Here is a 15,154-nt window from a genome sequence, read left to right on the forward strand (position 1 = left end):
CGGTTTTCGGATAGGATGTGCGTAAAGTAAACGTTTGGAGCGTTGATCCGACGCAATCAGGTCGGAAGCGCTTTGGACCCCTGCCATATTGAGGGCGTGATGCGTGTGAGTGTTTTTGCCGTGGGCCGGATGAAAGCCGGCCCCGAACGGGAGCTGGTCGAGCGCTATTTCGACCGTTTTTCCAAAGCGGGCCCGCCTTTGGGGCTTGAATTCGCCGGTGTGAGCGAAATCCCGGAAAGTCGCGGCCAGACGGCAGAATTGCGCAAGGCGGAAGAAGCACAGCGCATCAATGAAGCGCTGGATAATGGCGCGGCCCTTATTCTGCTCGACGAGCGCGGCAAGGCGTTGGGTTCCGAAGCCTTTGCCGAGCGCATTGGACGCATGCGCGATGACGGCAAACGGCAGCTGATTGTTGCCATCGGTGGCCCGGATGGGCACGATCCAGCGTTGCGATCACGCGCCGATCTGGTTCTTGCGCTGGGAGAACTGACCTGGCCGCATCAGATCGCCCGCATTCTGATTGCCGAACAGCTCTATCGCGCCGCAACCATTCTGGCGGGGCATCCTTATCACAGATCATGAACCGGGCCGTTCGCGAAAGCGGGAGAACGGGACCATGTGGATCAAGCAACTCGATCACGTTCAACTGGCCATGCCGCAAGGCGGGGAAGACAAGGCGCGTGCTTTTTATGGTGGTCTTCTCGGCATACCGGAAGTCGCCAAGCCGCAGAATCTGGCCGCAAGAGGCGGCTGCTGGTTTGAAAGCGGCGCTTTGAAAATTCACTTGGGCGTCGATCCCGATTTCATCCCGGCGCGTAAGGCGCATCCGGCTTTTATTGTCGGCGCGTTAAAGGCGCTCGTGCAGGCGTTGACCGATGCCGGATATGCGGCGACAGAAGATAAACCTCTGGCGGGCTATAGCTGCTACGTTTCCGATCCATTTGGAAACCGCATAGAGTTAATGGAGCCGACGGCTCCGTCATCTTGAACTGGTCCGCACCGGTTGGATAAAGTTTCGCGAGCCAATGTTTGGGATCGCGGGACTTATGGTTGATGTTTCGTTAACGGTATCGGGATAGGTTGATTGGAGCCTGATTTTTGGCCCTGATTTTAGCCTTGTTTCGCCCTGATAGAACACGCATGAGTCCTGTACGTCTTTTCAGCAAGCCCCGGCTGCTCGCTCTAGCGCGGGCGGGCTTTTTTGCGACCTGCGCCTTTTTGGGCGCGGTGGCCTCGCCGCAACTCGGCTTGGCGCAGGATGCCTTGCAGCAGCAACGCGATCAGGCGGCTGGCGAGTATGAAAAGCTGACCGGTGAGATGACCGTTACCGGAGACAAGCTCAAGCAGCTCGAAAGCGAGGTTGCGAGCCTCAAGAAGGACCAGGACACGATTACTGCAGCCCTGATCCAGTCAGCCAAGACCGACAAGAAATTGCAGCAGGACATCGCCGATATTGCCGAAAAGCTGGTCTCTCTGCATGAGCAGGAAGCTGGTATTCGCACATCATTGCGGGCGCGGCGCGGGGTTCTGGCCGAAGTGCTGGCTGCGTTGCAGCGCATGGGCCTTAACCCGCCGCCTGCCATACTGGTCCGCCCCGATGATGCGCTTGCCTCGGTGCGTAGCGCCGTGCTGCTTGGGGCCGTGGTGCCGGAAATGCGCGAGCAGGTAGAAGAGCTGACGGGCGACCTGAAAGATATGCAGACAGTGACTGCGTCTATCTCGCAGGAACGCGAGAAGCTGCAGCAGACTCGCACCACGCAGGCGGAAGAACAGAAGCGCCAGTCACTTTTGCTCGATGAAAAAAAGAAGCTGCAGGCCCAGTCGGAACAGGAAATGGAAGCGCAGCGCAAGCGCTCCGAAGAACTGGCCGCCAAGGCAGGTAGCCTCAAGGACCTGATCGACGGGCTCGACAAGCAGATGGCTGGTGTACGCGATGCCGCCGATGCGGCGCGCAAGGCCGAGGCCGATCGTCTGGCATCGGCCCGCGAACGTGCGGGCGAAGCGACGCCGGATGACAATCATCTGCGCGCGCAGACAAATTTCGCCTCCCTGCAGGGAAAGCTGGTTTTACCGGCAGCGGGCAAGACGTCGCGCCGCTTCGGCGACAAGGATGGTGCTGGCGGCGCCATGATGGGCCAGGTGCTGGAAACCTTGCCGTCTGCCACGATTACGTCACCTTCCGATGGCGTTGTGCTTTATGCGGGACCGTTTAGATCTTACGGGCAACTCTTGATCCTCGATGCGGGCAATGGATATCATATTGTGATGGCAGGCATGGGGCGAATCGACGTGGCGCAGGGCCAGTTTGTACTGGCAGGTGAACCGGTCGGGGCGATGGGAGATAAACTTCTCGCGAGTGTTGCGCCGATAGAGGTGGGCAATGGTGCGCCGTTGCTTTACATTGAGTTTCGAAAAGATGGAAAACCCGTCGATCCGGCCCCATGGTGGACCGAACGGCTTTCTGGAAGGACACAAAATGATACGTAAACTGTCGCTGCTGTTCGCCGGAGCCCTGATGGGGGCATCTGCCATGGTGATGGTGCAAGGCGCTCCAGCTTCGACGGCTTTCGCAGCCGCCAAGGATGCTGACGTCTATAAGGACCTGGCGCTTTTCGGCGATATTTTCGAACGTGTGCGTGCGCAATATGTGACGCCGCCGGATGACAAGAAGCTGACGGAAAGCGCCATCAACGGCATGCTGACCTCGCTTGATCCGCATTCGTCTTATCTCAATCCGGAAGCCGCGCAGGATATGCGCGTACAGACCAAGGGTGAATTCGGCGGCCTCGGCATTGAAGTCACTATGGACAATGACCTTGTGAAGGTGATTGCGCCGATTGATGATACGCCTGCCTCGAAGGCCGGTGTTCTCGCAGGCGACCTGATCACCAAAATCGACGGTCAGGAAGTGCGCGGTCTCAGCCTCAACGATGCGGTCGACAAGATGCGCGGCGAAATCGGTTCCTCGATTGAGCTGACGCTGATGCGTCAGGGCGTCGACAAGCCGATCACGCTCAAGATTGCGCGTGCCGTCATCAAGGTGAAGGCCGTTCGTTACCGTGTCGAAAACGATGTCGGTTATGTGCGCGTGATTTCGTTCACCGAACAGACGGCTGACGATCTCGGCAAGGCGATCAAGGATATTCAGAGCAAGATCCCGGGCGACAAGCTGAAGGGCTTCGTGCTCGATCTGCGCCTCAATCCGGGTGGTCTGCTCGATCAGGCCGTCGCTGTCTCCGATGCCTTCCTCGACAAGGGCGAAGTGGTTTCGACTCGTGGCCGCGATCCGCAGGATGTGACCCGCTTCGATGCCCGCAAGGGCGATCTGACTGACGGCAAGCCGGTGATCGTGCTCATCAATGGCGGTTCGGCCAGCGCTTCGGAAATCGTTGCAGGCGCGCTTCAGGATCATCGCCGTGCAACGGTGCTCGGCACGCAGTCCTTCGGCAAGGGTTCTGTGCAGACGATCATTCCGCTTGGCGAAAACGGATCGCTGCGTCTGACCACGGCGCTTTATTACACGCCGTCGGGCAAGTCGATCCAAGGCAAGGGCATCACGCCAGATATCAAGGTTGAGCAGCCGCTGCCGCCGGAACTGAAGGGTGAGGACGTCGTTCGCGGCGAATCCGAACTCAAGGGCCATATCAAGGGCAACGCCGAAGATGACAATGGCTCCGGCTCGTCGGCCTATGTGCCAGCGGAGGCGAAGGACGATATCCAGCTCAATGAAGCTCTGAAGCTCCTGCGTGGTGAAGTGGCGAATGCCGCATTCCCGCCGGATCCGAAGAAGGGCGTGTTGAACTGATCATTCCATGCTGGATCTGAACAGCCCGTTAGGACTGGATAAGAAACCGCGAAAGCGCGGGGGCGAACGCTCCCGCGCTTTTCGTTGGTCTTTGCTAGGCTTGGGCGCGGCAATCGTACTGGGTGTCGCAGGCGGTATGATGTTCACCGTCTGGCAGACCAACCGCGATGCTTTTCGCAAGCCTGAAAAGGCGGTAATTGCCGAGGCGCAAACGCCGCCCGACGCCGCGGTCAAAACTGGGCAGCAGGCATCGACTGCGACCGGTAACACACCCGCGCCGGGCACCGCGCTGCGCGGAACCGGGGGGCAGCAAACTGGCCCGGCAATCATCAAGGTCACGCCTGATATGCCAAATGTCACCGCCGGTTCAGCGGATGGCAATGTCGTCGTCGTGCAGAACCAGCGCAAGACGGGGCAGGATCCGCGTGTTGCGCATTTGCCGGAAAAAGAACTGGTCGAGCAAAGCGCGACCGGACCATTGCCAGTGCGCGGCTCTGACGGCTTGAGGCCGATGGATGCCTATGCCGTCGGCTGGTCGGGCGCGCGGGGCGCAAGGATCGCGCTGGTCATTGGCGGGCTTGGCCTGTCACAGACCGGTAGCATGGAAGCTGTAGAGAAGCTGCCATCAGAAGTGACGCTGGCCTTCGCGCCGCAGGGCAACAGCCTGCAACGCTGGATGCAGGCGGCGCGTCAGAACGGCCACGAGCTTCTGTTGCAATTGCCGATGGAGCCATTCGACTATCCGCGCATCAATCCGGGACGCAACACATTGACGGTGGATGACGGAGCCGCCAAGAACCAGACGTCGCTTTTGTGGGCATTGTCGCGCATGACCAACTATGCCGGTGTGATGAATTATATGGGTGCACGCTTCACCGGCGAGGCGGATGCTTTCGCGCCGGTGCTGGGCGAGATCGGCAGGCGCGGTCTTTATTATCTGGATGACGGCACTTCGGCGCGCAGTCAGGCTGATCAGATCGCGCAAAAGGACGCCGTGCCCTATGCGGCAGCCGATGTGCTGATTGATGCTTTGCAGGACCGTTCGGCAGTGCTCGACCGTCTCAATGAGCTGGAACGCATTGCGCGCGCCAATGGCAGCGCGATTGGCACCGGCTCCGCCTTCGGCGTGACTGTCGATGCGGTGCGGGATTGGGCGAATGAGGTCAAGAAGCGCGGCATCGAAATCGTTCCCGTTTCGGCGCTGGTCCGCGACCCGGAACGGCACTAGTTGTTTTTACGCATTATCCTACGCAAAACCGCTACGCACTTTTGCTGGAAATGCTGCATATCATGGAGAATGTCATGTCGAAGCACAAAGGCCCCGTCGATCCTGAAAGCTTGCCCTACCGCCCCTGTGTTGGGCTGATGGTGCTGAACAAGGCCGGTCTGGTCTGGGCCGGACATCGCATCGTCATTCCGGGCGATGAGATGGATGGCGCAACGCAACTCTGGCAGATGCCGCAGGGCGGTATCGACAAAGGCGAAGACCCGGTCGAAGCTGCATTGCGCGAGCTTTACGAAGAAACCGGCATGAAGTCGGTCTCGCTGCTTGCCGAAGCGCCGGACTGGATCAATTATGATCTGCCGCCGCATCTGGTGGGGCAGGCCCTCAAGGGCAAATATCGCGGCCAGACGCAGAAATGGTTTGCCTATCGGTTCGAGGGCGATGAAAGCGAGATCGCGATCAATCCGCCGCCCGGTGGTCACACGGCTGAATTCGACAGCTGGGACTGGAAGCCTATGCAGCAGCTGCCGGAACTGATCGTGCCATTCAAGCGCAAGGTTTACGAGGAAGTCGTCGCCGCATTCCGGCATCTGGCGCCGTAATTTTCAGGCACATCCTGAAAAATGTGAGGCTGTTTCAGGATGTGCTCAAATTTTCGCACCCCTCTTGTGTGCTCGACCAACATATTGTCAACTCACTCCAGATGCGCCGGGTGGCGGCGCTCTAACCGTTTGTTTTGACGCACATCTCGCCCGAAAACCGTTTCACACTTTTCGGGATGTGCTCTGGAGGGAGAAAAGCGCATGGATGTTGGAAGTCTAATCGTATTTCTTTTTGTCGGTCTCGTCGCTGGCTGGCTGGCCGGCAAGGTCGTGCAGGGCGGCGGTTTTGGCATGATCGGCAATATCATTGTCGGCGTGATCGGCGCGTTCTTTGCAGGCTGGCTTTTACCGCGCCTCGGCTTTTCCGTTGGCGGCGGTATCATTGCCTCGATCATCAATGCATTCATCGGCGCGGCAATACTGCTGATCATTCTGCGCATCGTCAAACGCGTCTGAGGATCAGTTCCATTTCTTGCAAGACCCGGCTTTGTCGAAGCCGGGTCGTTTCCTTTCCCGAAGTCCAGTGAAATGACACCGAATTCCAAACTGTCGCTCGGTCTGGTTCTTACCGCATCGGCTGGTTTCGTTGATGCGATAGCCTTTCTGCAACTGGGCGGTTTCTTCGCTTCCTTCATGAGCGGCAATACCACGCAGCTCGGCGTCGCACTCGCGGGGCAACCCGGCGTTCAAGGCTCCGTGCTGGTTTGGTTTCCTGCCATCCTGATCATATTGTTCTTCCTTGGCGCGTTTTTCGGCACGCTGATCGTGCGCGCCTATGGGCGCTGGGGTAGTCTCTATGTAATGGCCAGCGTCGTGGTGATCTTGCTGGCAGTGGGCGTGCTGCGGCGCGAGGGCTCAATGTTCATCCAGCCGGTGCTGCTGCTCGCCGCCGCGATGGGCGCGCAGAATGCAGCCGTACAGCCCATAGGCGCGGCGCGTCTCGGTGTGACCTATGTGACTGGAACGCTTTTCAATGCCGCCGCCGACCTTGCCTGTTCGCTGCGCGGCGAAACACCAAAGTGGCGCTGGTTGCAACATGTTTCCGTCTGGCTGGCCTTGATGCTCGGCGCTGTTGCCGGTGGCCTCGGCCATGCGTTCATCGGCCTTGACGCATTGTTCGTTCCGGCTGCGATGATTGTTGGCGTTATGATCGCCTATATGCGGCTTAATTGAGCAAGCCTGCCCTCAACTGAACAGCGATTTTTCGCCTTCCACCAGTTCGGAGATGAGAGCCGATACGGCTGTCACGCGTCGCAATGTGCGGGCGGATTCATGATAGGCGAGCCAATAGGCGCGCCGGATCACCCGGTCGGGCAGAACCGGTACGAGATCGGGGTCTGCGCGGGCGATGAACGAATGCAGAATGCCGATGCCTGCACCTGCGCGCACCGCTTCCACCTGTCCCAGGGCGCTTGACACCTCGAATGCCGGTTTCCAGTCACGGCTGATTTCCGGCGCATAGGCAAGCGACGGGTTGATGACCAGATCTTCCACATAGCCGATCAGGCGATGGTGGTTGAGGTCGTCTGAATTTTCAGGCGTGCCATTGGCTTCCAGATAGCTGCGGTGGGCATAGAGGCCGAGCGTATAATCGACCAGCCTGCGCGCAATAAGCCGCCCCTGATCCGGACGTTCGACGGTGATGGCGATATCGGCCTCGCGCCGGGACAGCGAAAAGGAGCGCGGTACGGGTACCAGCTGGATGGTGAGGTCTGGATATTGCTGTGTCAGCCGGGCGAGGCGCGGCGCCAGAAAGGTGACGCCGAAACCGTCTGGCGCGCCTATGCGCACCGTGCCTGAAACCGCGACATCCGCATTGCCAACCTGCGCGCGGGCGGACAGCATTTCCGCTTCCATGCGCTCGGCGGCAAGCAGAAATTCCTCACCCGCCTGCGTTAGTGTCGAGCCATTGGTGCGGCGTGTCAGAAGCGTGGTGGAAAGCGCGGTTTCAAGCGCCGTCAGCCGCCGCGCCACAGTGGTGTGGTTCAGGCCAAGCCGCTTGGCCGCGCCCAGAATCTGGCCAGAGCGCGCGACCGCGAGGAATATGCGAATATCATCCCAGTTCATAATGTACTTCGCTTGAACATGATCTTGTCCGAAAACCGTTTCGCACTTTTCGGGATCATGTTTCGTACTATAAAAAATGCACAACGGATACGCTTTTCAGCGCCTTGCAATCATGAATTTGCAGAGTCAGGATAGGTACAACGATGAGGGCAGGGTGTGTCCTCATAAATGGTAATCAGGGAGGTTTCTCGATGCGCAATATCGGACATTTCATCGGCGGCAAGCATGTTGCTGGTAATAGCGGTCGCACCGCCGACGTTTTCCAGCCGCTCGACGGCACGGTACAGGCCAAAGTCGCGCTTGCCACCAAGGCTGAAGTGCGCGCCGCCGTCGAAAACGCAAAGGCTGCGCAGCCTGCGTGGGGCGCGACCAACCCGCAGCGCCGCGTCCGCATCCTGCGCAAGTTTCTGGAACTCGTCGAAGCCGAATATGACAGCCTGGCCGAACTGCTGGCACGTGAGCATGGTAAGACGATTGCTGACGCCAAGGGTGATATTCAGCGCGGTCTTGAAGTGGTGGAAGTCTGCCTTGGCTCCGCACATATGCTGAAAGGCGAATTCACCGACAATGCCGGTACGGGCATCGACACCTATTCCATGCGCCAGCCGCTCGGCGTCGTTGCCGGCATCACGCCGTTCAACTTCCCGGCCATGATCCCGCTCTGGAAGGCTGGTCCGGCGATTGCCTGCGGCAATGCCTTCGTTCTGAAGCCATCTGAGCGTGACCCGGGCGTCCCGATGCGTCTGGCTGAACTGTTCATGGAAGCAGGCCTGCCTGCCGGTATCTTCAACGTCGTCAATGGCGACAAGGATTCTGTCGATGCCCTGCTCGACGATCCGGATGTACAGGCCATCGGCTTTGTCGGTTCCACGCCGATTGCCCAGTATATCTATGGTCGTGGCTGCTCGAACGGCAAGCGCGTTCAGTGCTTCGGCGGCGCGAAGAACCACATGCTCATCATGCCCGACGCCGATATGGACCAGACCGTCGATGCGCTCATCGGCGCTGGTTACGGCTCGGCAGGCGAGCGCTGCATGGCCATTTCCGTGGCTGTTCCGGTCGGTGAAGACACCGCCAACCGCCTGATGGAAAAGCTCATCCCGCGTGTGGAATCGCTCAAGATCGGCCCGTCCACCGACAATTCCGCCGACTACGGCCCGGTCGTCACGCAGGCCGCCCTTGATCGCATTCGCGGCTATGTCGATCTTGGCGTCGAAGAAGGCGCGAAGCTGGTCGTCGATGGCCGTAACTTCAAGATGCAGGGCTATGAAAATGGCTTCTACATGGGCGGCTGCCTGTTCGACAATGTGACGCGCGACATGCGCATCTATAAGGAAGAAATCTTCGGTCCGGTTCTTTCGGTCGTTCGCGCCAAGAACTACGAGGAAGCGCTGGCTCTGCCGAACGATCATGAATATGGCAACGGCGTCGCCATCTTCACGCGCGACGGCGATGCGGCTCGCGATTTCGCAAGCCGCGTTCAGGTCGGCATGGTCGGTATCAATGTGCCGATCCCGGTTCCGATCGCTTACTACACCTTCGGCGGCTGGAAGGCTTCCGGCTTCGGCGATCTCAACCAGCACGGCCCGGATGCATTCCGCTTCTATACAAAGACCAAGACTGTCACCTCGCGCTGGCCGTCTGGGGTTAAGGATGGAGCCGAGTTCGTCATCCCGACGATGAAGTAAGGCGCCTTAATAGTCGCAATGTCTCACAGGAAACCCCGCCTTCAAGGCGGGGTTTTTCTTTCGCCGGTGGTTTCCGGTCTTTTGCGGTAGGATTCCTTGTCCGACTGTGCTACGGCGACGCTGTCCCCTTTCCTGAACGCAAAACGCTTCAGCAACGAAGAGACCGTTTCCTATGGCTGTCAGCTCAAAGCATATTCCCGCTCCCGATCTTCATCGGGTGCGCCGCGCCCTCCTTTCCGTTTCCGACAAAACCGGTCTGATCGAATTCGCCAAGGCGCTTCATGCGCATGGCGTCGAGATACTCTCGACCGGCGGCACGGCCAAGTCCATTGCCGCAGAAGGCATTCCGGTTCGTGACGTTTCCGAAATCACCGGCTTTCCCGAAATCATGGATGGGCGCGTCAAGACGCTGCATCCGGCAGTCCATGGCGGTCTGCTCGCCGTGCGTAACGACCCGGAACATGTTGCCGCAATGGAAGAGCACAAGATCGGCGGCATCGATCTCGCCGTGATCAATCTCTACCCGTTTGAGGAAGTCCGCTTCCAGGGCGGCGATTACGACACCACGGTCGAGAATATCGATATTGGTGGCCCGGCGATGATCCGTGCTTCGGCCAAGAACCACGCTTATGTCGCAACTGTCGTTGATCCGACAGATTATGACGAAGTGGTCACCGAGCTTGAGAAGCATGGCGGTTCGCTGCCGCTCGCTTTCCGCAAGAAGCTTGCTGCCAAGGCATTCTCGCGCACTGCGGCTTATGATGCGGCGATTTCCAATTGGTTCGCTGAAGCCATTGAAGAAGAAACGCCGGTTTGGCGCTCGGTTGCAGGCAAGCTGCATTCGGTCATGCGTTATGGCGAAAACCCGCATCAGACCGCTGGTTTCTATCTCTCCGGTGAAAAGCGTCCGGGCGTTGCCACGGCAACCCAGCTTCAGGGCAAGCAGCTTTCCTACAACAACATCAACGATACCGATGCAGCTTTCGAACTCGTCGCCGAGTTCGACCCAGCGCGCACGGCTGCCGTCGCCATCATCAAACACGCCAATCCGTGCGGCGTGGCGGAAGGCGCATCGATCAAGGATGCCTATCTGAAGGCATTGGCCTGCGATCCGGTGTCGGCTTTTGGCGGTATTGTTGCGCTCAACAAGACGCTGGATGAAGAGGCCGCCGAGGAAATCGTCAAGATTTTCACGGAAGTCATCATCGCTCCCGATGCAACGCCGGGCGCACAGGCCATCGTTGCCGCCAAGAAGAACCTGCGCCTGCTGGTGACGGGCGGCCTTCCTGATCCGCGCGCAAAGGGCATTGCCGCGAAGACGGTTGCCGGTGGCTTGCTGGTTCAGTCGCGCGACAACGGCGTTGTCGACGATCTCGACCTCAAGGTCGTGACCAAGCGCAGCCCGAGTGAAGCCGAACTGAACGACATGAAGTTCGCCTTCCGCATCGCCAAGCACGTGAAGTCGAACGCCATCGTCTATGTGAAGGACGGCGCAACGGTTGGTATTGGCGCAGGCCAGATGAGCCGTGTCGACTCCGCGCGCATCGCTGCCCGCAAGGCGGAAGATGCGGCAGAAGCTGCCGGTCTCGCAGAACCCCTGACCAAGGGCTGTGTGGTCGCTTCCGACGCGTTCTTCCCGTTTGCGGATGGTTTGCTTTCGGCTGTTCAGGCGGGCGCCACGGCTGTGATTCAGCCCGGTGGTTCGATGCGTGACGAAGAAGTGATCGCTGCTGCCGATGAGCATGGCATTGCCATGGTGATGACCGGGATGCGTCATTTCCGCCATTAATTCATTGGTTTACAATCTGAAAACGAGCCCCGAAACGAAAAATTTCGGGGCTTTTTGTTTTCATTGAGTTTCGAATTGTTTCGTTTTACATTCGTTTGTAAGCGACCGCGCAAATGCGGGCATGCTTTGCATCAGAAGGAGGGTGCCCACGGCACAGGCGGAGCGTTTCATCACCTGATGTAAACTGAATAGGTTTTACAGAAAGATATTCGACGGGAGGATACCGTGAGTACGAAGCAATTTATCGGTTCCATTGATCAGGGAACTACCAGCACACGCTGCATCATTTTCGATCAGCAAGGCGATATCATCGCCATGGATCAGCGCGAGCATGAACAGATCTATCCCAAGGCTGGCTGGGTTGAGCACAACCCGCTTGAGATCTGGCGCAACACGCAGCATGTCGTCGCCGAGGCGCTGAAGAAGGCCAAGCTGACGGCAGCAGACATTGCCGCTGTCGGCATTACCAATCAGCGCGAGACGACATTGCTCTGGGACAAGGCCACCGGTCAGCCGCTTTACAATGCGCTGGTCTGGATGGATACGCGCACTGCCGACCTCGTGGCACAATATACCAAGGAAAGAGGCGCTGACCGGCTGCGCGCCAGAACAGGACTGCCGATCGCCACCTATTTTTCCGGGCTGAAACTGCGCTGGATTCTCGACAATGTTCCGGGCGCCCGCGAAAAGGCCGAGGCAGGCGAGGCGTTGTTTGGCACCATCGATACATGGCTGGCCTGGAACCTGACCGGCGGCCCGAAGGGCGGCATTCACATCACCGATGTCACCAATGCCTCGCGCACGCAGCTGATGGATATTGCCAGCCTGCAATGGGATCAGGAAATTCTGGACCTTTTCCATATTCCCCGTGCCTGTCTGCCGGAGATACGCTCCTCAAGTGAAGTTTATGGCGAGATTACCGTTCGATCCCTGAATGGCGTGAAACTGGCCGGTATTCTGGGCGATCAGCAGGCGGCGCTTTTCGGTCAGGCCTGTCTTGAGCCCGGTGCGGCCAAGAACACCTATGGCACGGGCTGCTTCATGCTGATGAATACGGGCGACAAGCTCGTTTCGTCCAATTATGGCCTGCTGACAACCGTCGCCTACAAGCTTGGCGATGCGCCTCCCTCTTACGCGCTGGAAGGTTCCATCGCTATCACCGGCGCGCTGGTGCAGTGGCTGCGCGACAATCTTGGCATCATTCGCAACAGCAGCGATATCGAAACGCTTGCCCGCACCGTTGACGATAATGGCGACGTCTATTTCGTGCCTGCATTTTCAGGCCTTTACGCACCGCATTGGGAATCCTCTGCGCGTGGCGTTATTGCTGGGCTGACCCGCTTTGCCAATAAGGGCCATATTGCCCGCGCCGCGCTGGAGGCCTGCTGCTATCAGGTGCGCGAGGTGCTGGAAGCCATGGTGAAGGATTCCGGCGTCAAGATCAGTGAACTTCGCGCCGATGGCGGCATGACGGTCAACGATTTCGTCATGCAGTTTCAGGCCGATATTCTGCACGTGCCTGTGGTTCGCCCCAAGATCGTGGAAACCACGGCGCTGGGTGCTGCTTACTCGGCTGGTCTTGCCGTTGGCTACTGGAAATCCACGGAAGATGTCGTGGAAAACTGGCAAGTTGGTTATCGCTGGCATCCGAAGATGCCGAAGAAGGAGCGCGAAAGCCTTTTCGCCTCCTGGGAAAAAGCGGTGCAGCGTTCCCTGAATTGGGTGGATTGAAGCTGAAGCTCGGTCTTTGAGGCCAGGCAGAACAGAGAATTACAAAACTTTTTTGGCAGACCGGTGGGCATTACGCGTCCGCCGGATGGATTTCTGCACATTGATTTTTCGGGATAAGATTATGACAAGTGGCTTTTTAGGGGAATTTCTCGGCACGATGGTGCTGATCGTGCTTGGCGACGGGGTCGTCGCAAATGTGCTTCTGGCGCAATCCAAGGGACAGAATTCCGGCTGGATCGTTATTTCGGTTGGCTGGGGGCTGGCCGTGTTGTGCGGCGTGATGGTCGCAGTTGCGGCGGGCGCTGCTGGCCATCTCAATCCTGCCGTCACGCTCGCTTTTTATGCGGCGGGGAGTTTTCCGGCGGCGGAAGTCGCTCCCTATATCGCCGCGCAATTGCTGGGCGCTTTTGTCGGGGCAGTGCTCGTCTATCTTGCCTATCTGCCGCACTGGAAGCCGACCACGGATAAGGCGCTAAAGCTTGGCGTGTTTTGCACAGCCCCGGCAATTCGCAACATTCCGGCCAATTGCGTGACCGAAATCATCGGCACTTTCGTGCTCGTTTTTGTCGTCATCGCCATCGGCGCCAAGGCTGTTGGAGCCGATGGGGTTCTCGGTCCTCTGATGGTCGGTCTTCTCGTCTGGGCGCTTGGCGTGTCGCTTGGCGGACCGACAGGCTATGCCATCAACCCGGCACGTGATCTTGGCCCGCGCATCGCGCATGCCTTGTTGCCTATCCCAGGCAAGGGCGGATCAGACTGGTCTTATGCCTGGGTGCCTGTTGCGGCACCGATCGTCGGCGCTCTGCTGGCCATCGGTGCGGCCAGCGCGGTTGGCATGATGTGAATGAAATCACAGAGCTGGCGCGATCATTCTCGCGCCAGTTTTCACGATGGGCGCTCGGCTGGATAGGGCGTCATTTTGGTAAGATAGAGACCGGCGGCGAAGAAGATCACCAGCACCGCCATTCCAATTGCCGCCGATCCGCTGATAGCCGTAACGGTGGCGACCAGAAACGGGGCCAGAAAGCTGGTCGCACGACCCGCCAGCGCATAAATGCCGAAATAGCGGCCCGATTCTTCCGGCTGAATGCTACGCGCAAACCATGAGCGCGACGATGCCTGTACCGGGCCAAAGGCTGCGCCGATCATCAGGCCATAAATCAGATAGGCATGTTCTGCTGGCGTCGAGAAAAGCCCCTGTGCTGTACTTTCCGCAAAGGGAAGCAGTCCGAAGAATGTGTGATCGCGCCCTGTCGATACGATGCCGAGCGTCGCGAGCAGCAGCAGCACCAGCGACCCGATGACCACGGCTTTTGAGCCGAAGCGCGTATCCACGCGGCTGGCGGCAAGGCAACTGAAGATCGCCATCACATTGAGGATCATGCCGAACAGGCCGATCTCGGTAATAGACCAGCGAAACATGGCGGCGGCATAGCCTCCGCCCAGCGCCAGCAAAGCATTGACGCCGTCCTGATAGACCATGCGGGCAATGAGAAAACGCATGATGCCGGAACGCTGGCGCACTTCGCGTAGCGTGGCTTTCAGTTCCGAAAGACCGTGCCGCATCGCCTTGAACAGAGGCTCGCTCCGCGCCGAATCCGGCGTGAAGAGGAACATCGGCAAAACGAAGACCAGATACCAGAGTGTAGCAAGCGGGCCGGTGATCCGCGCATCTTCGCCGGTTGCCGGATCAAGGCCGAAGAGCGGGGCAATGCCGATGATCGTTTTGCCGGTTTGCGGCGATCCGGCAAGAAACAGCACGACGAAGATCAGCACGATCATGCCGCCGAGATAGCCAAGTCCCCATGCAATGTTGGAGATACGTCCGATATCCGCGTGCGGCACGAGGCGCGGCATCATGGAATCATTGAAGACGATGGAGAACTCGGCAGCAATCGAGGCGATTGCAAAGGCCAGCAACACCCAGAACAGGCTCGCACCCGGTGCGGCGAACCAGAGGAGCGAGAGGCTGACGATCTTCAAAACGGCAAAGAAGCCGATCCAGGGTTTGCGTGCCCCTGTACGGTCCGAAACAGCACCCAGAACTGGTGACAGAATGGCGATGACAAAGCCTGCCGCAGCGATGCCATAGCCCCATGCAACCTGACCGGCTTCCGGGTTCGCCGCCATGCGGGAGATGAAGTAGGGGCCAAAAACGAAGGTCGTGACGACGGTAAAAAACGGTTGTGCCGCCCAGTCGAACAGCATCCAGCCCCATATGCCGCGACGAGATGCGTAGCTGCGTTC

Annotated in this window: 14 protein-coding genes; 12 read left to right on the forward strand and 2 right to left on the reverse strand. The window is 58.8% G+C overall.

Annotation, left to right across the window (positions count from 1 at the left end):
* The first annotated feature begins 99 nt into the window (after positions 1-99).
* The 8 genes from rlmH (at position 100) to ACTJKP_RS05885 (ending at position 6,805) form a co-directional block, all read left to right on the forward strand.
* On the forward strand, positions 100-582 hold the full coding sequence (rlmH, locus tag ACTJKP_RS05850; protein ID WP_138786489.1) for a 23S rRNA (pseudouridine(1915)-N(3))-methyltransferase RlmH: 483 nt from the start codon (positions 100-102) through the stop codon (positions 580-582).
* Positions 583-616: 34 nt separating this feature from the next.
* Positions 617-988, forward strand: coding sequence for a glyoxalase (locus tag ACTJKP_RS05855; RefSeq protein ID WP_440630008.1), 372 nt, complete (start codon positions 617-619; stop codon positions 986-988).
* Positions 989-1,140: 152 nt separating this feature from the next.
* Positions 1,141-2,487, forward strand: a complete 1,347-nt coding sequence (locus tag ACTJKP_RS05860) for a murein hydrolase activator EnvC family protein (protein ID WP_440630009.1) — start codon at positions 1,141-1,143, stop codon at positions 2,485-2,487.
* A complete protein-coding gene (locus tag ACTJKP_RS05865; RefSeq protein ID WP_440630010.1) occupies positions 2,477-3,805 on the forward strand; it encodes a S41 family peptidase in 1,329 nt (442 codons plus the stop codon). Before ACTJKP_RS05860 ends, ACTJKP_RS05865 begins: the two co-directional genes overlap by 11 nt.
* 7 nt (positions 3,806-3,812) lie before the next feature.
* Entirely contained in the window at positions 3,813-5,033 is a 1,221-nt protein-coding gene (locus tag ACTJKP_RS05870) for a divergent polysaccharide deacetylase family protein (protein WP_440630011.1), read from the forward strand.
* Between the two features lie 74 nt (positions 5,034-5,107).
* On the forward strand, positions 5,108-5,632 hold the full coding sequence (locus ACTJKP_RS05875) for an RNA pyrophosphohydrolase (RefSeq protein ID WP_078340931.1): 525 nt from the start codon (positions 5,108-5,110) through the stop codon (positions 5,630-5,632).
* 201 nt (positions 5,633-5,833) lie between these two features.
* The gene (locus tag ACTJKP_RS05880; RefSeq protein WP_078340905.1) at positions 5,834-6,088 is read left to right on the forward strand and encodes a GlsB/YeaQ/YmgE family stress response membrane protein; all 255 of its coding nucleotides are present in this window, start codon (positions 5,834-5,836) and stop codon (positions 6,086-6,088) included.
* Positions 6,089-6,160: 72 nt separating this feature from the next.
* Positions 6,161-6,805, forward strand: coding sequence for a YoaK family protein (locus tag ACTJKP_RS05885; RefSeq protein WP_440630012.1), 645 nt, complete (start codon positions 6,161-6,163; stop codon positions 6,803-6,805).
* 12 nt (positions 6,806-6,817) lie between these two features.
* On the opposite strand, the gene ACTJKP_RS05890 is transcribed toward ACTJKP_RS05885, so the two are convergent.
* On the reverse strand, positions 6,818-7,699 hold the full coding sequence (locus ACTJKP_RS05890; protein ID WP_078340930.1) for a LysR family transcriptional regulator: 882 nt from the start codon (positions 7,697-7,699) through the stop codon (positions 6,818-6,820).
* Positions 7,700-7,890: 191 nt separating this feature from the next.
* Between ACTJKP_RS05890 and ACTJKP_RS05895 the strand changes: the two genes are divergently transcribed.
* The 4 genes from ACTJKP_RS05895 to ACTJKP_RS05910 all read left to right on the forward strand — a co-directional run bounded on the left by ACTJKP_RS05895 (position 7,891) and on the right by ACTJKP_RS05910 (position 13,751).
* The gene (locus tag ACTJKP_RS05895; RefSeq protein WP_078340903.1) at positions 7,891-9,387 is read left to right on the forward strand and encodes a CoA-acylating methylmalonate-semialdehyde dehydrogenase; all 1,497 of its coding nucleotides are present in this window, start codon (positions 7,891-7,893) and stop codon (positions 9,385-9,387) included.
* A gap of 172 nt (positions 9,388-9,559) precedes the next feature.
* On the forward strand, positions 9,560-11,176 hold the full coding sequence (purH, locus tag ACTJKP_RS05900; protein WP_440630013.1) for a bifunctional phosphoribosylaminoimidazolecarboxamide formyltransferase/IMP cyclohydrolase: 1,617 nt from the start codon (positions 9,560-9,562) through the stop codon (positions 11,174-11,176).
* A gap of 225 nt (positions 11,177-11,401) precedes the next feature.
* Complete coding sequence (glpK, locus tag ACTJKP_RS05905; protein WP_440630014.1) at positions 11,402-12,907, forward strand: glycerol kinase GlpK; 1,506 nt, start codon at positions 11,402-11,404, stop codon at positions 12,905-12,907.
* A gap of 121 nt (positions 12,908-13,028) precedes the next feature.
* Positions 13,029-13,751 carry an MIP/aquaporin family protein gene (locus ACTJKP_RS05910; protein WP_440630015.1) on the forward strand — a complete coding sequence of 241 codons (723 nt, stop codon included), beginning with the start codon at positions 13,029-13,031 and terminating at the stop codon, positions 13,749-13,751.
* 41 nt (positions 13,752-13,792) lie between these two features.
* Here ACTJKP_RS05910 and ACTJKP_RS05915 read toward each other — a convergent pair whose 3' ends face one another.
* Positions 13,793-15,115 carry an MFS transporter gene (locus ACTJKP_RS05915; protein WP_440630133.1) on the reverse strand — a complete coding sequence of 441 codons (1,323 nt, stop codon included), beginning with the start codon at positions 15,113-15,115 and terminating at the stop codon, positions 13,793-13,795.
* Positions 15,116-15,154 lie beyond the last annotated feature (39 nt).

Source organism: Brucella sp. 22210 (genome assembly GCF_052045675.1).
Lineage (GTDB): Bacteria > Pseudomonadota > Alphaproteobacteria > Rhizobiales > Rhizobiaceae > Brucella.